The sequence below is a fragment of the Aestuariivivens sediminis genome (assembly GCF_022662105.1).
Lineage (GTDB): Bacteria > Bacteroidota > Bacteroidia > Flavobacteriales > Flavobacteriaceae > Aestuariivivens > Aestuariivivens sediminis.
Map to the genome: position 1 here is coordinate 117,399 of NZ_JAKMCP010000004.1, position 21,084 is coordinate 138,482.

Below are 21,084 nucleotides of genomic sequence, written 5' to 3' on the forward strand. Positions count from 1 at the left end.
AAAACGCTTCGCATCAGGGAGAAGGCATGGATCTTGAACCTGTTTTTTTAAAAACTTCCGTAATTCAAACGTTTTCGTTAAAAAACACCTGTTTAGACACTTTTTAATTAGTTACATTTGTGAACCAATTACTTAAATGCATACACAGATGAAAACGCTAAATGACTTTAATTTCGAAAACAAAAAAGCTTTAATAAGAGTAGATTTCAATGTCCCTTTAAATGAGAACTTTCAGGTTACCGATGCCACAAGAATTGTCTCGGCAAAACCAACCATAATAAAAATTTTGGAAGATGGCGGAAGTTGCATTTTAATGTCGCATTTGGGACGTCCAAAGGGCGTACAGGATGAATTCTCCTTAAGACACATTGTATCCAAAGTTGAAGATGTTTTAGGTGTGGAAGTTAAATTTGCAGAGGACTGTGTGGGCGAAAAGGCTGAGGGGATGGCCGCAAACCTAAAACCGGGAGAGGTGTTATTGCTGGAAAACCTTAGATTCCATAGTGAAGAAACCGCCGGGGACCTCAACTTTGCGGAGCAACTTTCCAAACTGGGGGATATTTATGTGAATGACGCTTTTGGCACCGCGCATAGAGCCCATGCCTCAACCACCATAGTCGCCCAATTTTTTTCAGATCATAAATGTTTTGGGACCTTGTTGGCCCAGGAAATTGAGAGTATCGACAAGGTGATGAAAACCGGAGAAAAACCCGTTTTAGCCATTTTGGGTGGCGCTAAAGTGTCCTCAAAGATTACCATTATTGAAAATATTTTAGATAAGGTAGATCATCTCATTATCGGCGGAGGCATGTCCTTTACCTTTATCAAGGCGCAAGGCGGACAAGTAGGAAATTCCATTTGCGAAGACGATAAAATGGATTTGGCACTGGATATTTTAACTCAGGCCAAGGCCAAACAGGTTCAGGTTCATATTCCCGTTGATGTGGTTGCAGCCGATGCTTTTAGCAATACGGCCCATACTCAAATAGTGGATATTGATAAAATACCCGAAGGTTGGGAAGGCCTTGATGCAGGTCCGAAATCCTTAAAAGCCTTTTATGATGTGGTTTTGGCGTCTAAGACCATCCTTTGGAACGGCCCTTTGGGGGTCTTTGAAATGGAGAATTTTGCCAAGGGAACCATTGCCTTGGGGAATGCCATTGCAGAAGCGACCAAAAATGGAGCCTTCTCCCTGGTGGGTGGTGGCGACTCGGTAGCGGCGGTCAAGCAATTTGGCTTCCAGGATAAGGTGAGTTATGTGAGTACCGGAGGAGGGGCTATGCTGGAAAGCTTGGAAGGTAAAACACTTCCCGGAATAGCCGCCATTTTAGAATAATTTAAATTATGTTTTAAAAATATCCGAAAAAACACGAATTTAGCCATTCAATCGTTCAATAAGGTAAATGAATTGCTGATATGGCATTACGGGTATTACTATTACTGGGATTATTTCAAATGGGTTGGTGTTTCTCCCAAACCCGGGATACGGTTCAGGCAACATCATTTTTGGTAAAGGACACTCTGGTAGATCGCAATGCTCTTGCCTTGAAATCGACCCTGGTCCAAGCCGACAGCCTTGATGGTAAACCATTGGAGGATAATGCTTTTGCGGTGCAATTTGATGAACAGTGGTTTGAGGAATTGTACAGCAATCATTTATTTGACAGCATTTACAAATCAATTAGCGACCTGAATTTCGATGAGGAGGTCGACTACCCGGAGCTCCCTACGGACACCCTTAAAGCCCGATTGAAGGAATTAGATGCAAAAACCCCCTTTAATGTAGAATACAACCCGTCCCTGGAAAGCGTCATTAAGTCGTATTTAAAGGACAGAAGGGCGTTGCTCCAAAAATTAATAACCCTGAGCAGTTTTTATTTTCCGATGTTCGAGTACGAATTGGACCGGTACAACCTGCCATTGGAAATTAAATATCTCGCTGTTGTGGAATCGGCGTTAAAGCCAAGAGCAAAATCCAGGGTTGGCGCCACAGGACTTTGGCAGTTTATGTTTGCTACGGGAAAGATGTATGGCCTGGATGTAAGCAGTTATGTTGACGAGCGCTGTGATCCCGTAAAATCTACTGAAGCGGCAGCCAAGTATTTGTCCAAGCTGTATGAGATTTTTGGAGATTGGGACTTGGCATTGGCCTCTTACAATTCCGGCCCGGGGAATGTGACCAAGGCCATCAGAAGATCGGGAGGATATAAAAACTATTGGAACATCAGGCATAATTTACCCAGGGAAACGGCCGGGTATTTACCTGCTTTTTTAGCCAATATGTACATTTTTGAATATGCAGAACAGCATGGGTTTAAAAAAATAAAACCAGAATTCGCTCTGATAGAAACAGATACCATCCGTGTAAAGCATATGATTACCCTGGATCAAGTTTCGGAAGTCACGGGGACACCGGTTGAAGAACTTCAGTTTTTAAACCCCGCCTATAAACTGGATATCATTCCATACATAAAGGAGGAGGATTATGTGTTGCGTTTACCACGGCAGGCAGCAGGCATTTTTGTAAATAACGAAGCCCAAATATATGCCTTTGTCAAGGAGGAGTTCGCCAAAAGAGAAAAACCCTTACCGCAATTTTTTAATGCAGACGACAGAATACGCTATAAAGTGATATCGGGCGATTATTTAGGTAAAATTGCCAGAAAGTATGGCGTTAGGGTGAGCCAAATTAAACAATGGAATGGATTGCGCAGCAATGATTTGAGGATTGGGCAGCGTTTAACCATATATCCTCGAAAACCCTATGTCGGACCCGTATCAACAGCATCTCAAAACCCTGTTAATAAGTCACTTACAGGGTCGCATGTCACGTATGTTGTAAAAAGTGGAGATTCCTTATGGAGCATTTCTCAAAAATTTCCCGGAGTTTCTGTTCAAAATATTAAAGAATGGAACGATATTAGTGGCACAAAGTTAAAACCCGGAATGAAGCTAAAAATATCCAGAAGCTAAGTTCTGTAAAACCTAACTTTAATTATGCAAAAAATTCTTTTAGTATTGGTAACCCTAATATTCGTTGTGGCTTGCAAAGAGTCGAATCCCAAAGAAAGGTTACTGGTGGACTCATCCGGTATTGTTAATGAAGTTTCCGTGGTCCTGGACAACGAATCATGGAAAGGACGTATCGGGGAAGCCATACGAGATGTGTTAGCAGCACCGGTGTATGGGTTACCCCAGGACGAACCCCTCTTCACTATTAATCAAATCCCTTCCAATGTCTTTAGTGGTTTTATCACCAAGAACAGAACGATTTTGAAGATCGAACCGGGTAAGGACAGCGACACTCAATTTTTAAATAATGTTTATGCCCAACCGCAACGCGTCATAGTGGTTAGGGGAAAAACACAGGATGCCATTATTGATCAGATTCAGGAACATGGCGATAGAATAGTGGAATCCTTCAAAAAGATGGAGATCTATGAAAAGCAGCGATTAATCAAGAAGTCCTTGTATAATACTGCTTTTTTAAAGGAAAAGATAGGGGTTGATATAAATTTCCCAACCGCGTATCGCGTGGCCAAAGATGAGGACCACTTTTTTTGGATTCGCAAAGATGTCAATACGGGGACCCTTAATTTAATGATATATGAGTTGCCATACAACAGGATCATTCGGAATGATAATATGATTAATCAGATTGTAGCCATCAGGGATTCGGTCGGCAAGGCTTATATTGAAGGTCCTACGGAAGGCACCTATATGATTACGGAGTATGCCTATACCCCCTTTCAGACAGAAACCATATTGGACGATACCCCTGCCCTGGAAACCAAAGGCATGTGGGAAGTCAAGAAGGCCTTTATGGCCGGACCGTATATAAATTACGCCATTGAGGATAAGCGCAACAACAGATGGGTTGTTGTAGAGGGATTCGCCTATGCGCCGTCCGTTGAAAAAAGAGATTACATGTTTGAACTTGAGGCGATCATCAAGTCTATCAAGATCAATTAATGGAGTGTTGAGCCCTTAAAAAGAAAAGCCAACACATGGTGTTGGTCTTTTGGTCATTAACAAGGAACGATTATTCTGTTTTATTCGTATTATCTTTTGGTTTGTCGTCCTCTTTACTGGCATCTTTAAATTCTTTGATCCCACTTCCTAAACCACGCATTAATTCTGGAATTTTTTTCCCTCCAAACAGTAATAACACCACAACTACAATTAATACGATTTGCATGGGACCTATGGCTAAAATGTATAAACACATATCTAAAATATTTTATAGTACAAAGTTAATAATTAAAGTTCAATAATTCCGTTTACAGGATAACTTTAGCATTTCTATAAACACGTTATGGCATAATTTTATTTAATTTTGTTTGTAATATGAATAAAAAGAAAAAAGGATCTGTAAAACTTAAGAAAAAACTACTCGATAAATATCGGTTGGTGATTCTCAATGAAGATACTTTTGAAGAACGTCTGGCCTTCAAATTAACGCGCCTTAACGTCTTTGTCTTTTTCTCCATAGGGATAATGATCTTAATGGTGTTTACTTATTTTACCATTGCCTACACCTCCCTGAGGGAGTACATACCCGGGTATTCATCCACAAGCCTGAAAAAGCGAGCCACTGAACTGAATTTTAAAACCGATTCATTACAGCGGGTTATTGCCATAAATGAACAATACTACAATTCCATAAAAAATGTTTTAAAAGGAGATATTAGTGCTGAAGATTTAAGGAAGGACTCCATCATTCAGGCGGTAAAGCTGGAGGCCAGTGAAGTGGATTTAAAACCCATTCCCGAGGATTCGCTTTTACGGGAAAAGGTGGACAAGGAAGACAAGTATAATTTATTCGAATCGGCAACATCCACTAAAAGCTTTGTGCTCTTTCCTCCGGTAAGCGGTACGGTTAGTGATCCGTACGATTTAAAAGAAAAGCATTATGCCATCGACCTTGTTGTGGCTAAAGACTCGCCGGTCAAGGCCGTAGCAGACGGCACGGTGATATTTGCAGAATGGACGGCCACTACCGGTAATGTGATCATTGTTGAACACAGCCATGGCTTAATATCGGTATACAAACACAACGGGACCCTCATAAAATCTCAGGGGGATTTGGTTAAGGCCGGAGAAGTCATTGCCACTGCCGGTAACTCGGGAGAATTATCGACCGGCCCTCATTTACATTTTGAACTTTGGAACGACGGGTATCCCATTAATCCTTCAAATTTTATAGATTTCGACTAAATGATTTCATTAAAACCCATTTTGGCCAGGCTGTTTGCCCTGGCCATCTATAAGCAAAACCAAAAATGGGTAAGACAGCCCATTAAAGCGCAACAAAAGGTCTTTAAGGAATTAATCAAGGAAGGAAAAGAAACAGCCTTTGGGAAAGATCATCATTTTGAGCACATACAGACCCATGATGATTTCGTTAAGTATGTTCCCATAAGAGATTACGAGGCTCTCAAACCCTATGTGGAACGGGTGGTGGCCGGTGAGGAACACGTCCTTTGGAAAGGCAAACCCATTTATTTTGCCAAGACCTCAGGAACCACTTCAGGGTCAAAATACATTCCAATAACCCGGGAAAGCATGCCCAGCCATGTCCAGGCTGCACGAAATGCCATATTATATTATATCCATGAAACCGGGAACAGTGCATTTGTAAATGGCAAAATGATATTTTTGCAAGGCAGCCCCATACTGCAGGAACGTCATGGCATACAAATAGGAAGACTTTCGGGAATTGTGGCGCATTATGTTCCGAAATACCTTCAGAAAAACAGGTTACCGTCCTGGGAAACCAATTGTATTGAAGACTGGGAAACCAAAGTGGATGCCATTGTTGAAGAAACCCTGCCCGAAGATATGACGGTAATTTCCGGGATTCCGTCGTGGGTGCAAATGTATTTTGAAAGGCTACAGCACAAAACCGGGAAAAAGGTGGGGGAGCTCTTTAAGAATTTTAACCTTTTTATTTTCGGAGGGGTAAATTATGAACCTTACCGAGGCAAATTTGAAAATCTTATCGGTCGAAAAGTCGATAGTATTGAGTTGTATCCGGCCAGTGAAGGCTTTTTTGCCTTTCAGGACAAGCAGGGTGAAAAGGGCATGTTACTGCAGTTGAATTCAGGCCTGTTCTATGAGTTTATTGAGGCCGATGCATTTTTTAATTCAAGCCCTAAACGGATGACGCTAAAGGATGTGGAGGTGGGGGTTAACTATGTGATGATTATTTCATCTAATGCCGGGCTTTGGGCTTATAATATTGGCGATACCGTTCAATTTACGTCCACCCGTCCGTATCGGGTAATCGTCTCAGGGCGTATCAAACATTTTATTTCCGCTTTTGGAGAACACGTTATAGGCAAGGAAGTGGAACAGGCTATGGAGCAAGCTGTAAAACCTACGGCGGTTCGCATATCGGAATTTACCGTTGCCCCGGAAATCAATCCGGAACAGGGATTACCGTACCATGAATGGTTTATTGAATTCGAAAATGAACCGGAAGACCTTACCGCATTTGCAAAAGCCATAGATGACGCCCTTCAAAGTCAGAATTCCTACTATTTGGATTTGATTCAGGGCAAGGTTCTGCAGCCTTTAAAAATAACCCGGGTTTTAAAAGGAGGGTTTAACGATTATATGAAATCGGTGGGTAAATTGGGAGGTCAAAATAAAATCCCGCGACTGTCTAACGACCGAAAAATTGTTGAAGCCTTTAAAACCCTAAATTTAGTGAAATAAAGTATCTTTGCCCAAGCAATACCTTTTATGAGCAACAAAAAGTCACAGGGAAGAACACGAGCACAGGAAAGCTCTAATGCCATCGAACGCATGTACGTGACGATGCGGCATTTGTTCAACAGGGGGTTTTATAAGCCTATGGGGATTTCGGGAGAAACCTTAAGGGAATCCTTACTGTTGCTTAAACCGGAAATTTATGGATCTATAGGGGAGGAAAAGGCAGAATTAAATGGGTTGCTGTATGTTATGGATCGTTTACCCATGGGTATCGAGGAATGCACCTATATTAACCTTACCAGTGATGAGGGTTACGCAAACTCACATTTTAAACCGATAATCCCTGAAAAACGCCGCCGGAACTGTTATAGAATTGATGATGAGCAGATGAATATTGAAATCACGCGTGGGCGCTCTGAGATCTATGACATTTTAACACACCTGACCTTTTTGTTCGTAGAATCCCATAAAATAAGCAAGCGTGTGGTGATCAGCGGAGATGGTACGACAACCCGGGATTGGGAAAAGCTGGAAAAAGCGGTACGGTCTAAGAGGAAATTGAACCAGGAGGAACGGGAGGTGGCCATTACCCATACGGCCTATATTTTGGGAAGGACCTTTAAGGAAGTGACCGAGATCTATACATCCTTTGCCAGGCCACAGCGGCCGGAGCGTTTGCTGCATATTGTATATTGGTTGGGCAAACTGGCCATTGAAGAACAGGTAAACCACAATAAGAGAACCATCACCTTCAGCCCCGTGTTAAGGGAGCGGATAGGACATCATATACACGGGGAAATTTGGGCCAATACCATTAAGGACGTGTTACACAAAAACGAACTTCTCGACCGGGAAATCCATATTATAAGTGCGAATATGCACAGTGTGATGAATACGCTTTTTGCGCCCAGGGCCTTGAAGTCCATGGTATCCAAAAAGGATATTTTTGAAGTGTATGAAATGCTCAGTCAAAAAGAAAATAGCCATTTGGAACAAAAAGTAAGCAAAACGGCCATGCAGTGTGGGATGTTGTACATCAAAGATACCTCGGGAACCAACATTGATGTTCAAATTTTCGATGCTACGGCAATGGACTGTTCTGAGGCAGACCTCCATTTGAATGAAGCCGTCATACGGGAGCAAAAACCCCTGTTAATGGTGATGGATTATGCTTTTGGGGAGCAGGCTTATGAGACCATTGATGAATTGTTGAAACCCTACCACCTAAAATCAAAGAAAGTCCATTTAAACGTGAAATCCATTTCCATTATGGGCAAGGCCGGTATCTTGGAAGGCGGCAAAGGCGATATTATGATCCCTTCGGCACATATCTTTGAAGGCACGGCAGACAATTATCCCTTTAAAAATGAACTCAAAAAAGAAGATTTCGACCGTCAGGGCGTTCAGGTCTGTGAAGGTGCCATGATAACCGTTTTGGGGACCTCATTGCAAAACAAGGATATTCTGAAGTTTTTTTATAACTCCACCTGGAATGTCATTGGTTTGGAGATGGAGGGCGCCCATTACCAAAAGGCCATTCAGGCGGCTTCAAAGATCAGAGGGAATATTAGCCCTGAGGTTAAGGTGCGCTATGCCTATTACGCCAGTGACAACCCATTGGAAACGGGAAGCACCCTGGCTTCAGGAGGGTTAGGGACCTCCGGTGTCAAGCCCACCTATGTGATTACAAGAAAAATTCTGGAACAAATATTTAATTAATAAAAACAAGTTATGAGTAAAGAGTTGCCACAACCGCAGCAATCGGAGGAAATCGATTTAGGTCAATTATTTAAAATGATTGGCAATGTCTTCGAACGGTTCTTTAAGTTTATTGGAAGCCTATTAAACGGACTGTTCTTAGCCTTTGTCTGGATGGTATTCTTTATTAAAAAGCATCTCATAAAGATTGTCGTGGCCGCAATCATTGGTTTTGGACTCGGGCTGCTCAAAACCAAGTTCTCCAAGCCCGTGTATCGGTCATCGGCCATCATTAATCAAAATTACAATACGGGCGAAGTGCTGTATGAAGCCGTGGAATACTATGATAAATTAGTGACCGAAAGAGATACCCTGGCCCTGGCCAACAACCTGAAAATCGACCGATCGAAGGCCGCATCCATTCAGGGCTTGTCTATTGAAGCGGTAACCAATGACAACAACAGAATAAAAAGCTATGACGCTTATATTAAAGACTTGGACTCCGTTGTGGCTTCTACCATAACCTACGAGGATTACCTCAGTTTTTCTGAGGAATTTGACATTCCTCTGCAGGAATTGACGGTAAACACCTACTCCAATGCCTCTTTTGAGGATGTTATTGTTGAAATAATCCATAAAATTGAAACCTCCCCATACTTTCAGAATGTGCAAAACCGGGATTTGAGTGAATTAAAGGGTCGGGAAAGCGCCATTCGGGAAACCCTTGTAAAGTCCGATTCGTTGCAAGCTGTATATCAGGAGGTTCTCAAAAAAAGTGCGGAGGCCAAGTCCGGCGGGCAAACCAGCATCACCATAGATAATACGGAGAACAAAAGTGTGACCAAGGAATTTGAATTGTACCAGAGTGATTTGAATTTAAGACGGGAACTGGTGGAAATCCAAAGGGAACTTGAGGAAAAGGAAAACATCCTGGAAATCGTGTCCATTCAAAAGGAACGTGGGGTAGTACAGGACAAGGCAGATGTTTTTGGATTAGAGGTGAGTCGGCCATTGGCCTATGGGGCCTTTTTATCCCTCGTGATTTTTGTGCTATTATTGGTTGTTGAATTTCTAAAGTTCCTGGAGCGTTTTAGAAGTAAATTGTAAACCATGAACATACTCGTTACCGGAGGGGCCGGTTTTATAGGGTCTCACGTTGTTAGGTTGTTAGTAAACTCCTATCCGCAGTATCATATTTTTAATGTGGATGCCCTGACCTATGCGGGTAATTTGGAAAATTTAAAGGATATTGAGGACAAGAAAAACTATACCTTTATCAAAGCGGATATCACGGACAAGGAAGGCATGGATTCCCTTTTTAAGACCCACCGGTTCGAGGCGGTTATCCATTTAGCGGCCGAGTCTCATGTCGATCGATCCATTTCAGACCCCTTAGCTTTTGTCAAGACCAATATACTGGGAACCATTCATCTTTTAGAGGCCTTTAAATCCTTATGGGGAGGGGATTTTTATGGCAAACGGTTTTATCATATTAGTACGGATGAAGTCTACGGGACCTTAGGAGAGCAAGGCTTGTTTACTGAAACGACGGCTTACGATCCCAATTCACCGTACTCGGCATCCAAAGCCGGCTCCGATCATTTCGTGCGGGCTTATGGAGAAACCTATGGCTTACCTTACGTCATATCCAATTGCTCCAATAATTACGGACCCAATCAATTTCCGGAAAAATTAATTCCCTTATGCATTAATAATATCATCCACCATAACCCTCTTCCGGTGTACGGTGATGGACATTACACCAGGGATTGGTTATATGTGATAGACCATGCTAAGGCCATCGATGTGGTATTTCACCGGGGAGCATCTAAAGCCACCTATAATATCGGGGGCTTTAACGAGTGGAAGAATATCGATTTGGTAAAACTGCTTTGCGGGTTGATGGATTCAAAATTAGGCAGAGCACCGGGGACTTCCGAACAACTTATTACTTTTGTAAAAGACAGGCCCGGTCATGACCTCCGCTATGCCATCGATGCTTCTAAAATTAAAAATGATCTCGACTGGAAGCCATCGGTGACTTTTGAGGAGGGTTTGGAGAAAACCATAGACTGGTATTTGCAAAATGAAACCTGGTTAAACCATGTGACCAGCGGGGCATATCAGGGGTATTACAACAAACAATATCATTAAGACTATCGGTTTGGGATGATGAGTGATGGTACTGTCCGTGTTGGGGTCAACCCAAACCAAAGCAATAAAACAGGGGTGAACCTGTATCACCGTATACAGAATCACCATTATAATACAGAATAACATGAAAGGCATCATATTAGCAGGAGGTTCAGGAACACGATTACATCCACTTACTAAGGTCGTGAGTAAGCAATTGATGCCGGTTTACGATAAACCCATGATCTATTACCCCCTTACTACCCTGATGTCTGCCGGAATCAGGGACATTTTAATCATTTCAACCTCAAAGGATACGCCTTTATTCAAGGGGCTTTTGGGTGATGGAACGGATTATGGGTGTCGGTTTGAGTATGCCGTTCAGGAACAACCCAACGGATTGGCGGAAGCCTTTATCATCGGAGAAACCTTTATAGGAGACGAGAGTGTAGCCCTGATTTTAGGGGATAATATATTTTATGGATCCGGACTTCAACAAACCTTGGCAAACCATATTGACCCCGATGGCGGCGTTATTTTTGCTTACCATGTCCAGGATCCTAAGCGTTATGGGGTTGTTGAATTTGACGAAACGGGTAAAGCCATATCCATTGAGGAAAAACCGAGTCAGCCAAAATCCAATTTTGCAGTGCCGGGGATCTATTTTTACGATAAAAACGTGGTAGCCATAGCCAAACAGATACAACCCAGTCCCAGAGGTGAACTTGAAATAACCGATATCAATAAGGCGTATTTGGGCAAGGGCAAGCTTAATGTTCAAATTTTAGATAAAGGGACCGCCTGGTTGGATACCGGAACCTTTACATCGCTTATGCAAGCCAGTCACTTTGTTGAAGTGATTGAAGAACGTCAAGGGCTTAAGATTGGCTGTATTGAAGAAATCGCCTTTAAAATGGGCTATATTACTAAAGCCCAGTTGCACGAATTAGCAAAGCCTTTACTGAAAAGCGGTTACGGGGCCTATCTTCAACAATTAATACGATAGAATGAGTATTGAAGAAACGTTTATACAAGGATGCTATGTATTAACACCTCGGGTATTTGAAGATGAGAGGGGCTATTTCTTTGAAAGCTTTAATAGGAATCATTTTGAGGAAGCAACGGGGCGCAGCATCAATTTTGTTCAGGACAACGAATCTCAATCCAAAAAAGGGGTTTTAAGAGGATTGCACTTTCAAAGGGGAGATCATGCCCAGTCCAAATTGGTACGGGTAACCCGGGGTAAGGTGCTGGACGTGTGTGTCGATCTACGTCAGGATTCAAAAACCTTTGGAGCGCATTTTTCGATCATCCTGGACGCTGTTAAAAAACAACAGCTGTTTATTCCCAAGCAATTTGCCCATGGGTTTTTGGTATTGGAAAACGATACGATTTTCACCTATAAATGTGATAACTTCTATAATAAGGAGTCTGAAGCCGGAATCATTTACAACGACATGACCTTGAATATAGACTGGCAAGTTCATGACAGCGAATTAATTATTTCGGAGAAGGATTTAAGTCTCCCCACCTTTAACGATTTGTTCCATGATGACTAGGGTATTGGTTACGGGAGCTGACGGGCAATTGGGACAGACCATTAAGGCCTTGTACAAGGGCCATAAGGCCATGGATTTTGTTTTTGTGTCCAGGGCTGAACTGGACATTACCGACCCCAAACAATTGAACGCCTTTTTTAATCAACAGAGGTTTGACTACTGCATCAATTGTGCGGCTTATACCAATGTGGAACAGGCCGAACGAACACCGGATATCGCCTTTAAGGTGAATGCCGAGGGGGTTAAAAACCTGGCTCAGAACTGTGCGGCGCATGCCGTTATACTCATCCATATTTCCACCGATTACGTTTTTGACGGGCGTAAGAACCAGCCCTATACCATTCACGATACGCCCAATCCGATAAATGCGTATGGCAGGTCAAAACTATTGGGGGAGCAGTACATTCAGCAGTATTTAACAACCTATTACATCGTTAGGACCTCCTGGCTGTACAGTAAAATCTATGGACAAAACTTTTACAGGTTTATTCTGGATAGTGCAAAACAGGGGCGACCCTTAACGATTACCACAGATCAGGTAGGGTGCCCTACCGATACGGAAGACCTGGCATCCTTTTTAATGGCGCATATCATAGAGACCAAACCCCCTTTTGGACTGTATCATTTTAGTCATTCCAAACCCATGACCTGGTTCGATTTTGCACAACGCATTCTGGAGGAACAGCAATTAACGGATCAGGTAGAACTTCATCCCGTAAACACTTATAAAACCCTGGCAAGGCGCCCAAAATACAGTGTTTTGGCAGCTACATAAAACGTATATGTTTATTTTCTTATTTTTAGACCCATGGATATGACATCGTATAAAATAGCAGTAATTGGATTGGGTTATGTCGGGCTTCCCCTGGCCATAGCATTCTCAAAGAACGGATTTCAGGTGATTGGATTTGATATTGATCCCAACCGAATTGCAAACTTGAAGCAAGGCATGGATAAGACCCGGGAAGTGACTGCAGATGACTTTGCCGAAGCTAAAACCCTGAGATTTACCGGAAGTGCCAGGGATATTGCTGAGGCCGACATTTATATTGTGACGGTACCAACCCCAATAGACGCCTTTAACAGGCCGGACCTGTCCTATCTGGTTCAGGCGAGTCAATTGGTAGGCAAACACTTATCAAAGGGCAATATGGTGATCTATGAATCTACGGTTTATCCGGGTTGTACGGAGGAGGTGTGTGTGCCTGAACTTGAAAAGAGCAGCGGTCTCCGGTATAATACCGATTTTTATTGTGGCTATTCACCGGAACGCATTAACCCAGGAGATACGGTTCGAAAAGTCCATAATATTGTAAAAATCACCTCGGGGAGTACTCCTGAAACCGCGACCATAGTCGATAATCTCTACAAAAGCATTGTCACGGTCGGCACGCATAAAACCTCGAGTATCAAAGTGGCGGAAGCGGGAAAAATTATAGAGAACATACAAAGGGATGTGAATATCTCCCTGATTAACGAATTGGCTCTGGTGTTCGATAAATTGGAGATTGATACCCTGGAGGTCCTCGAAGCGGCCGGGACGAAATGGAATTTCCTGCCTTTTAGGCCCGGTTTGGTGGGAGGACACTGTATTGGTGTGGATCCCTACTATTTAACGCATAAGTCGGAAAGCCTGGGGTATTATCCGGATGTCATTCTTTCGGGAAGACGGGTAAATGACCATATGGGGGTTCATGTGGCGAATAAGGTGATTAAACTTTTAGTTGAAAAAGGAAGCCTCATCAAAGGGGCCAGAATATTAATTTTAGGAATGACCTTCAAGGAAAATTGCCCCGACATAAGAAACTCAAGGGTGATAGACGTGATCCGCGAATTAGAAGGGTTTGGCGCATCGGTAGCGGTTTTTGACCCGCATGCCCTGAGCACGGAGGTTCGTGAAACCTATAACATCACCCTGGAGGAGGAGCTCAGTTACGATTATGATGCCGTAGTACTGGCGGTGGGACATGACGAGTTCAAAACCATTGATTATACGAAGTTCAGAACGACTAAGGATTGCGTGATCTACGATGTTAAAAGTATGCTTCCCAAAGCGCTGGTCACGGCTAGACTTTAAGACCAACCGCTGATGACGGGCTCCGGCGAATTGGATCGGGTGTGCTATACGGGAGAAACGCATGCCTATGGGTATAATGGTATTGATGGATCACCGGAGAGCCTTGTCATCTTATAGTTTAGGGCCTCCAGGGGTCTTCTTAAAGACCCCTCTGAAACGCTTCAGATACCCTCTCGAAACACCAGTGTTTATAGGGCTTAAGAAAGATGCGCAGGAAAAAAAATTTCCCGGGCAGGCAGGACTCATTTCCTGCGCAGGAAATGAAATTCCCTGCTTAGAAAAAAAAATTTTCACCGCATAAAATCCGCATTTTCTAGGCAAGAAAAAAAATTTTCTAGGCAGCGAATTTAAACCCCTGGGCATCCCTTTTTTGTGCCTTGAATTTGTAACCCAATCCGGGTCAAAAAGTGTGTTTGAAGGACGGAAGTACCATGGTTTGTAAAAAGAAGCAAAAAACCCTGTTCTAGGTGGCAGCGGCTTTACAATTAAAAACAATACCTTTATAGACCTTTTACCATGATGCCTGTACAACAGGGGTAAACCAACCCTAAAGGGCACATAGTAGGGTTTAGCCATAGTGTAACGATGAGAAATCAACAGATTTATGGGTTTGAGCGCTAGAGAGGTCCTCGTAAAAAGAAGCTTTGATATCGTATTATCCCTGTTAGGTTTGATGGTACTGGGTGGGGCCATGGTCGGTCTCATGGTGCTTGCGTTTTTGGATACCGGACAACACGGGATATTCAAACAACAAAGAATCGGGCAGTTTGGGAAACCATTTCACATTTATAAAATAAGGACCCTAAGGCAAACACCGGGCGGTTCCACAAAGGCCACGGCATTTGGCCGGTTTTTAAGACGTATGAAGTGGGATGAGCTGCCGCAATTGTGGAATGTGTTGAAAGGGGACATGAGTTTTGTCGGCCCCCGACCCGATATGGAAGGGTATGCCGATCGGTTAGAAGGTGAGGATCGCATGGTATTATCGGTAAAGCCCGGTATTACGGGATATGCCACCTTGCATTTTAAAGATGAAGAAGCATTGCTGTCCACACAACCGAATCCCAAACACTATAATGACACGGTACTCTGGCCCAAAAAAGTAGAATTGAATAAGGCCTATATTGCACAATATAGCTTGTATAAGGATATCGTGATTATACTTAAAACCATAGGGCTGTCATTCAGGAAACGGTAAAAAGGGGTAGAAGCATCTGCTGCTTTCAGGATGGTTAGGGTTTTTTAGGGTTCCCCGAAGGCTTGGTTTAGGGAGCCTTCACCATGAGGGGGACCAGCCACAGGGAACGATCCGATGGGGTGATTTCAGACCTGTGGGAAGCCGGAACTGACGGCAGACGGGTATCGAGAACAGGACCATCCTAAAAACAGGATTTGTATAGGTCCTTTTTTCTATCTTTAAACCCTGGCAGTAAAGACATGCATTCATGGAATTTAAAATACCATTGTCACCACCCCACCTGAGTGGTAACGAATTAAAACACATACAGGACGCCCTGGAGTCCAACCGGGGAACTGCCGCCGGCGGGTCCATAGAAGGTCTGGAAAAGGATTTGGAAGCCTATCTGGGTGGTCAAACCCATGTCGCAGCACTGTCTTCGGGAACGGCTGCCATACATTTAGCCTTAATTTTGGCCGGGGTACAATCGGGGGATGAGGTGATTTGCCAAAGTTTAACCTTTGCTGCATCGGCGTTTCCGATTTTGTACCAGGGGGCAAGACCCCTATTTGTGGATAGCGAACCGGATACCTGGAATCTGTGTCCTAAACGCTTGGAGGAGGCCATTACCGATCGCCTAAAGAAGGGGAGAAAACCCAGGGCCATGATCGTTGTTCACCTGTTTGGCATACCGGCCAAAATGGACGCGCTGGTCGAGATCTCGAAGGCCTATGACATCCCTATTATTGAAGATGCCGCAGAAGCTTTGGGAAGCGAATATAAAGGCCAAAAATGCGGTACTATCGGCACATTTGGCATCCTGTCGTTTAATGTGAACAAGATCATCACCACATGGGGAGGAGGCGCCTTAATGTGTAAGGACATCAGGCACAAGCGTAAAGCGATCTTCCTGGCCACCCAGGCCAAGGACCGGGCACCCTGGTATGAGCACAGCCATGTGGGGTTCAATTACCGGATGAGTCCTGTGGCGGCAGCGATAGGGCGGGGCCAAATGAAGGCCTTGCCCGGATATATGGAAAAGAGAAGGGCTAACCATGAATTTTACCGGACCTTATTCAAGCCTTTCCGGTATATTGAGGTCTTACAGGAAGCCTCACCGGACCAACATGCGAATTTTTGGCTGACCTGCATCCGGTTTGCCACGAATCCCGCAGGCAAAGGCCCCATGGGATTATCGGCTGCCTTTCAGGAACAAGGCATTGAATCCAAACCCATATGGAAGCCCATGCATATCCAACCGGTCTTTAGGGAGGCCCCGTTTTATGGGGGCACCGTGGCGACCTCTATTTTTGAAAACGGACTCTGCCTACCCTCCGGGTCCGGCTTAACCACAGACGATAAAGACACTATTGCTCAGGCTGCCTTAAACTATTTACAGGAATAATATGTAAAACGACAGGTCCTTAGCCCTGCCAAAGGCGATGGTTGATCAACACCCTATGCCATACCATGGCAATAAGAATTTGTGACATCCCCCTTAAAAAAGCAATAATTCCCTTAAATTAGCCGAATCGCAATTGGTTACAAACGGATTTGAAAACACACACATGCTTGACTACAGAGGGAAGACCATCTTAATCACCGGAGGCACGGGCTCCTTAGGGAGTGCCCTGACCCGATACATCTTAAAGGAACACCCGGACATCAAACAAATACGGGTGGTATCCCGGGACGAGCAAAAGCAGGCCCAAATGGCCCGAGAACTGCCGCTAAGTCATTTTCCCCAATTACAGTTTGTTATTGGCGATGTGCGTGATAAAGCACGCCTGATTCGGGTGTTTGATGGGGTGGACTATGTGATCCATACCGCAGCGATGAAGGATGTTCATATTGCCGAGCGCAATCCCGATGAATGTATTAAAACCAATATTGGAGGGGCTCAGAACGTGATTGAAGCGTCCATGGAGGCCGGTGTAGCGCGTGTGGTGGCCCTTTCAACAGATAAGGCCTGTGCGCCCAACAGTCTTTACGGGGCCACAAAACTGGTGTCGGATAAACTGTTCATTTCGGCCAATACCACCAGGAATGAGACCGGGACGACCTTTTCGGTAGTCCGTTACGGGAATATGATGGGATCCAGCGGATCGGTAGTCCCCTTCTTTTTAAAAAAGAAAAGGGAAGATGGGGTTCTGCCCATCACCGATTCCCGTATGACCCGGTTTAATATTACCATACCGTATGGGGTTAAGATGGTATTACTGGCCCTGGAAACGAGTTGGGGAGGCGAAGTTTTTGTGCCTAAACTGCCCTCGTATCGCATCATGGATGTGGCCAATGCCATTGGACCGGACTGTGAAAAACCCATAGTGGGCATCCGTCCCGGCGAAAAATTACACGAAGAAATGATTTCCCCCAGCGATGCGTTTTACACTTACGATCTTGGTGCGTATTACGTGATCCTGCCCTCCAGCCCTCCCTGGCCCGTGGACGATTTTATAACCGCCTTTAAAGCTAAAAAGGTTCCTCCGGGGTTCAGCTATAATTCCGGGGAGAATACAGCATGGGAAACCGTTGACAGTTTGAAAGGATTAATAAAGGCGTTTAAAAAGGATTAAAACCTTGTGGTTAGGTATGGAAAAAGCTTACTTTTGCAGGGATTAGATTTAATATGAAAAACCAAAAGTAAAATTAAATTAAAGATGTCAAAAAAGATAGCCTTAATTACTGGGGTTACGGGTCAAGACGGCGCTTATTTGAGTGAGTTTTTGTTGAAAAAGGGATATGAAGTACATGGGATTAAGCGGAGATCTTCTTTGTTTAACACCGACAGAATAGATCATCTTTATCAAGACCCACATGTTGAGAACAGAAACTTTTTTCTGCATTATGGAGACATGACGGACAGCACCAATGTTACACGTATCATTCAAGAAGTACAGCCCGATGAAATTTATAATTTGGCAGCCATGAGCCATGTACATGTGTCCTTTGAGATGCCGGAATATACCGCTAATGCAGATGGTATTGGGACCCTAAGATTGCTGGAAGCCATTCGTTTCCTGGGTTTGGAGAAGAAAACACGTATTTATCAGGCCTCTACATCCGAGTTATATGGCAAGGTCCAAGAAGTACCTCAGACTGAAACGACACCATTTTATCCGAGGAGTCCTTATGCTGTTGCAAAAATGTACGCCTATTGGATTACGGTGAATTATCGTGAAGCCTACGGCATTTATGCCTGTAATGGCATTTTATTTAACCATGAATCGCCCATAAGGGGAGAGACCTTTGTAACCCGAAAAATAACAAGAGCAGTTTCAAGAATAGCTTTAGGATTACAGGATAAATTTTATTTAGGTAATTTGGATGCCCAACGCGACTGGGGACATGCCAAGGACTATGTTAGGATGATGTGGATGATCTTGCAAGCCGACGAAGCCGAGGATTGGGTCATAGCGACCGGTAAAACCACCTCTGTTAGGGATTTTGTAAGGATGAGTTTTAATGAGGTGGGTATTGAATTGGAATTTAAAGGCACAGGAGTGGCCGAAAAGGCATTTGTTAAATCCTGCAGTAATCCGAAATATCAATTATCCATTGGAAAAGAAGTGTTAAGTGTGGACCCTGCCTATTTTAGACCCACCGAAGTCGATTTATTGGTGGGAGATGCTTCAAAGGCCAAACATAAATTGGGTTGGGTTCTTAAATATTCCCTACAAGAACTGGTTCAAGATATGATGGAAAGCGATTTAAAACTGATGCAAAAGCAACAGTATCTCCAAGAAGGGGGCTATAGAATTAAAAATTACTTTGAATAGGCGATGAAAAAAGATTCAAAGATTTATATAGCAGGGCATAGAGGTCTTGTGGGGAGTGCCATTCTAAACAATTTAAAGCAAAAAGGGTATCATAACTTCATAACAAAAACCCATAAGGAATTAGATTTAACCGACCAATTAGCTGTAGCAAATTTTTTTAATGCAGAAAAACCGGACTATGTGTTTTTAGCAGCAGCCAAAGTAGGAGGTATTGTGGCCAATAACACGTATAGAGCTGATTTTATTTACGATAATTTGATGATTCAGAATAATGTGATTCATCAAAGCCATGTGCATGGGGTAAAAAAGTTATTGTTTTTGGGGAGCACCTGCATTTATCCTAAACATTGTCCACAACCCATGAAAGAAGAGTATCTGTTGACCGATACCTTGGAATACACCAATGAACCTTATGCCATTGCCAAAATAGCTGGTATTAAATTGTGTGAAAGTTACAATATACAATACGGGACCAATTTTATAGCGGTCATGCCCACCAATTTGTACGGGCCTAACGATAATTTCGATTTGGAAAAGTCTCACGTATTGCCGGCCTTAATTCGAAAGATGCATCTCGCTAAATTAGTGTCAGAGCACAGAGATGCGGAGGTTTTAAAGGATTTGGGAGTCCATACCATGGATGAGGCCAGGGCGTATTTAACCCGGTTTGGTGTGGGTGCGGACCAGGTTGAAATATGGGGGACCGGAACTCCCAGGCGTGAATTTTTATGGAGTGAGGACATGGCAGAGGCCTGTGTGTTTCTTATGGAGCATCGAAATTTTGAAGACACGCATAATAGTGAAGATCTTGAAATAAGAAACACGCATATTAATATAGGAACCGGCGTTGATATATCCATTAAAGAATTGGCCGAGACCATTAAAAAAATCGTTGGCTTTAAAGGAGATTTAGTGTTCAATTTGGAAAAACCAGACGGCACCATGCGTAAGCTAACAGATGTGTCTAAATTAAACGCTTTAGGGTGGAGCCATCAGGTGGAGTTAGTAGAAGGTATCAATAAAGTGTATGAGTGGTATGTCCAAAGTAAATATTAAAATTATAGCTCCAAAAAATTAAATAATTTCTATTAATAATATAGAAATAGACCATGAAAAGAATATTGAAAGACGTATTGATGGATTTTCGGTTGCGTAAAAGGGCTATAATGGCATTTAATCTCCAAAATCTTTATCATCTAGAAGCTGCAAAATCGATTGCCGAAAAATTAAAAACTCCTTTAATGATTCAGTTTTCAGAAAGATATCTCCGATTTTTAGATGAAAAATATGGAATAGAATTTTTATTGAGCACTTACTCGAACCAATTTATTTACTTCCATTTAGATCATTGTATAGATATCGAGTTTATTAAATATTGTATTAATTCTGGCTTTGATTCGGTGATGTATGATGGTTCAGCTTTTGATATCGATTCAAACATTAAAAACACTAATATTATAATGAAACATGCTTCAAAGGTGGGATGTCTTGTTGAAGGAGAATTAGGAAAAGTATCTGGTGTTGAAGATGGTTTTGGTGACACGGGCTCGTCTTATGCAGAAATTGAAGAAATTGAAAAATATATAAAAGAAACCAATATTCATTTAATGGCACTTGGAATTGGTAATGCTCATGGTTTTTATAATAATCTGAATGGGTTGAAAACAACTATTTTAAAGGAAGCGAGTAAGAAGTTAGACGACAACCAGTTTTATGTATTGCATGGAGGAACTGGTCTTCCTGAAAATATTATAAACGAAACTATTGATTATGGTGTAGTTAAAATTAATGTCTCTACGGAAGTAAAAAAACACACTATGGACATATTACAGTTATATGCTACCAAGAATAAACTTTATAATGAAATCTCTTTTAATAATTTGATGACGGAGCAGTTGTCTCAGCTTTTTGAAGAATACCTAGTTAAATATACAAAATGATTTT

General features: G+C 42.8%; 19 protein-coding genes. 18 read left to right on the forward strand and 1 reads right to left on the reverse strand.

The window, feature by feature from the left end:
- The first annotated feature begins 148 nt into the window (after window positions 1-148).
- From MR054_RS12045 to MR054_RS12055, 3 genes are all read left to right on the forward strand, one after another.
- Window positions 149-1,336, forward strand: a complete 1,188-nt coding sequence (locus MR054_RS12045) for a phosphoglycerate kinase (RefSeq protein ID WP_242158076.1) — start codon at window positions 149-151, stop codon at window positions 1,334-1,336.
- An 80-nt stretch (window positions 1,337-1,416) separates the two neighbouring features.
- Window positions 1,417-2,973 (forward strand): lytic transglycosylase domain-containing protein, encoded by a 1,557-nt coding sequence (locus MR054_RS12050; RefSeq protein ID WP_242158077.1) that lies wholly within the window; start codon window positions 1,417-1,419, stop codon window positions 2,971-2,973.
- A 24-nt stretch (window positions 2,974-2,997) separates the two neighbouring features.
- Window positions 2,998-3,972 carry a DUF4837 family protein gene (locus MR054_RS12055; protein ID WP_242158078.1) on the forward strand — a complete coding sequence of 325 codons (975 nt, stop codon included), beginning with the start codon at window positions 2,998-3,000 and terminating at the stop codon, window positions 3,970-3,972.
- 70 nt (window positions 3,973-4,042) lie between these two features.
- On the opposite strand, the gene MR054_RS12060 is transcribed toward MR054_RS12055, so the two are convergent.
- Window positions 4,043-4,228, reverse strand: a complete 186-nt coding sequence (locus MR054_RS12060; RefSeq protein ID WP_242083670.1) for a twin-arginine translocase TatA/TatE family subunit — start codon at window positions 4,226-4,228, stop codon at window positions 4,043-4,045.
- Between the two features lie 119 nt (window positions 4,229-4,347).
- Between MR054_RS12060 and MR054_RS12065 the strand changes: the two genes are divergently transcribed.
- From MR054_RS12065 to MR054_RS12135, 15 genes are all read left to right on the forward strand, one after another.
- Entirely contained in the window at window positions 4,348-5,217 is an 870-nt protein-coding gene (locus MR054_RS12065) for a M23 family metallopeptidase (RefSeq protein ID WP_242158079.1), read from the forward strand.
- A complete protein-coding gene (locus tag MR054_RS12070) occupies window positions 5,218-6,720 on the forward strand; it encodes a GH3 auxin-responsive promoter family protein (RefSeq protein ID WP_242158080.1) in 1,503 nt (500 codons plus the stop codon). It abuts the gene before it with no gap.
- Between the two features lie 27 nt (window positions 6,721-6,747).
- A complete protein-coding gene (locus tag MR054_RS12075) occupies window positions 6,748-8,436 on the forward strand; it encodes a DUF6909 family protein (RefSeq protein ID WP_242158081.1) in 1,689 nt (562 codons plus the stop codon).
- Window positions 8,437-8,448: 12 nt separating this feature from the next.
- Entirely contained in the window at window positions 8,449-9,522 is a 1,074-nt protein-coding gene (locus MR054_RS12080) for a YveK family protein (protein WP_242158082.1), read from the forward strand.
- 3 nt (window positions 9,523-9,525) lie between these two features.
- A complete protein-coding gene (rfbB, locus tag MR054_RS12085) occupies window positions 9,526-10,569 on the forward strand; it encodes a dTDP-glucose 4,6-dehydratase (RefSeq protein WP_242158083.1) in 1,044 nt (347 codons plus the stop codon).
- A 124-nt stretch (window positions 10,570-10,693) separates the two neighbouring features.
- On the forward strand, window positions 10,694-11,554 hold the full coding sequence (gene rfbA / locus MR054_RS12090; RefSeq protein ID WP_242158084.1) for a glucose-1-phosphate thymidylyltransferase RfbA: 861 nt from the start codon (window positions 10,694-10,696) through the stop codon (window positions 11,552-11,554).
- Window position 11,555: 1 nt separating this feature from the next.
- Complete coding sequence (gene rfbC, locus MR054_RS12095) at window positions 11,556-12,107, forward strand: dTDP-4-dehydrorhamnose 3,5-epimerase (protein WP_242158085.1); 552 nt, start codon at window positions 11,556-11,558, stop codon at window positions 12,105-12,107.
- The gene (gene rfbD, locus MR054_RS12100; protein WP_242158086.1) at window positions 12,097-12,882 is read left to right on the forward strand and encodes a dTDP-4-dehydrorhamnose reductase; all 786 of its coding nucleotides are present in this window, start codon (window positions 12,097-12,099) and stop codon (window positions 12,880-12,882) included. Before rfbC ends, rfbD begins: the two co-directional genes overlap by 11 nt.
- Before the next feature lie 39 nt (window positions 12,883-12,921).
- The gene (locus tag MR054_RS12105) at window positions 12,922-14,184 is read left to right on the forward strand and encodes a nucleotide sugar dehydrogenase (protein ID WP_242158087.1); all 1,263 of its coding nucleotides are present in this window, start codon (window positions 12,922-12,924) and stop codon (window positions 14,182-14,184) included.
- A gap of 610 nt (window positions 14,185-14,794) precedes the next feature.
- The gene (locus MR054_RS12110; RefSeq protein ID WP_242158088.1) at window positions 14,795-15,382 is read left to right on the forward strand and encodes a sugar transferase; all 588 of its coding nucleotides are present in this window, start codon (window positions 14,795-14,797) and stop codon (window positions 15,380-15,382) included.
- 247 nt (window positions 15,383-15,629) lie between these two features.
- Window positions 15,630-16,766: a DegT/DnrJ/EryC1/StrS family aminotransferase gene (locus MR054_RS12115; RefSeq protein WP_242158089.1), complete on the forward strand. Its 1,137-nt coding sequence runs from the start codon at window positions 15,630-15,632 to the stop codon at window positions 16,764-16,766.
- A gap of 163 nt (window positions 16,767-16,929) precedes the next feature.
- Window positions 16,930-17,937 carry a UDP-N-acetylglucosamine 4,6-dehydratase (inverting) gene (gene pseB / locus MR054_RS12120; RefSeq protein ID WP_242158090.1) on the forward strand — a complete coding sequence of 336 codons (1,008 nt, stop codon included), beginning with the start codon at window positions 16,930-16,932 and terminating at the stop codon, window positions 17,935-17,937.
- An 84-nt stretch (window positions 17,938-18,021) separates the two neighbouring features.
- Complete coding sequence (gmd, locus tag MR054_RS12125; protein WP_242158092.1) at window positions 18,022-19,140, forward strand: GDP-mannose 4,6-dehydratase; 1,119 nt, start codon at window positions 18,022-18,024, stop codon at window positions 19,138-19,140.
- Window positions 19,141-19,143: 3 nt separating this feature from the next.
- On the forward strand, window positions 19,144-20,196 hold the full coding sequence (locus tag MR054_RS12130) for a GDP-L-fucose synthase family protein (RefSeq protein ID WP_242158094.1): 1,053 nt from the start codon (window positions 19,144-19,146) through the stop codon (window positions 20,194-20,196).
- Between the two features lie 53 nt (window positions 20,197-20,249).
- The gene (locus tag MR054_RS12135) at window positions 20,250-21,080 is read left to right on the forward strand and encodes a class II fructose-bisphosphate aldolase (protein WP_242158096.1); all 831 of its coding nucleotides are present in this window, start codon (window positions 20,250-20,252) and stop codon (window positions 21,078-21,080) included.
- The last annotated feature ends 4 nt before the right edge of the window (window positions 21,081-21,084 follow it).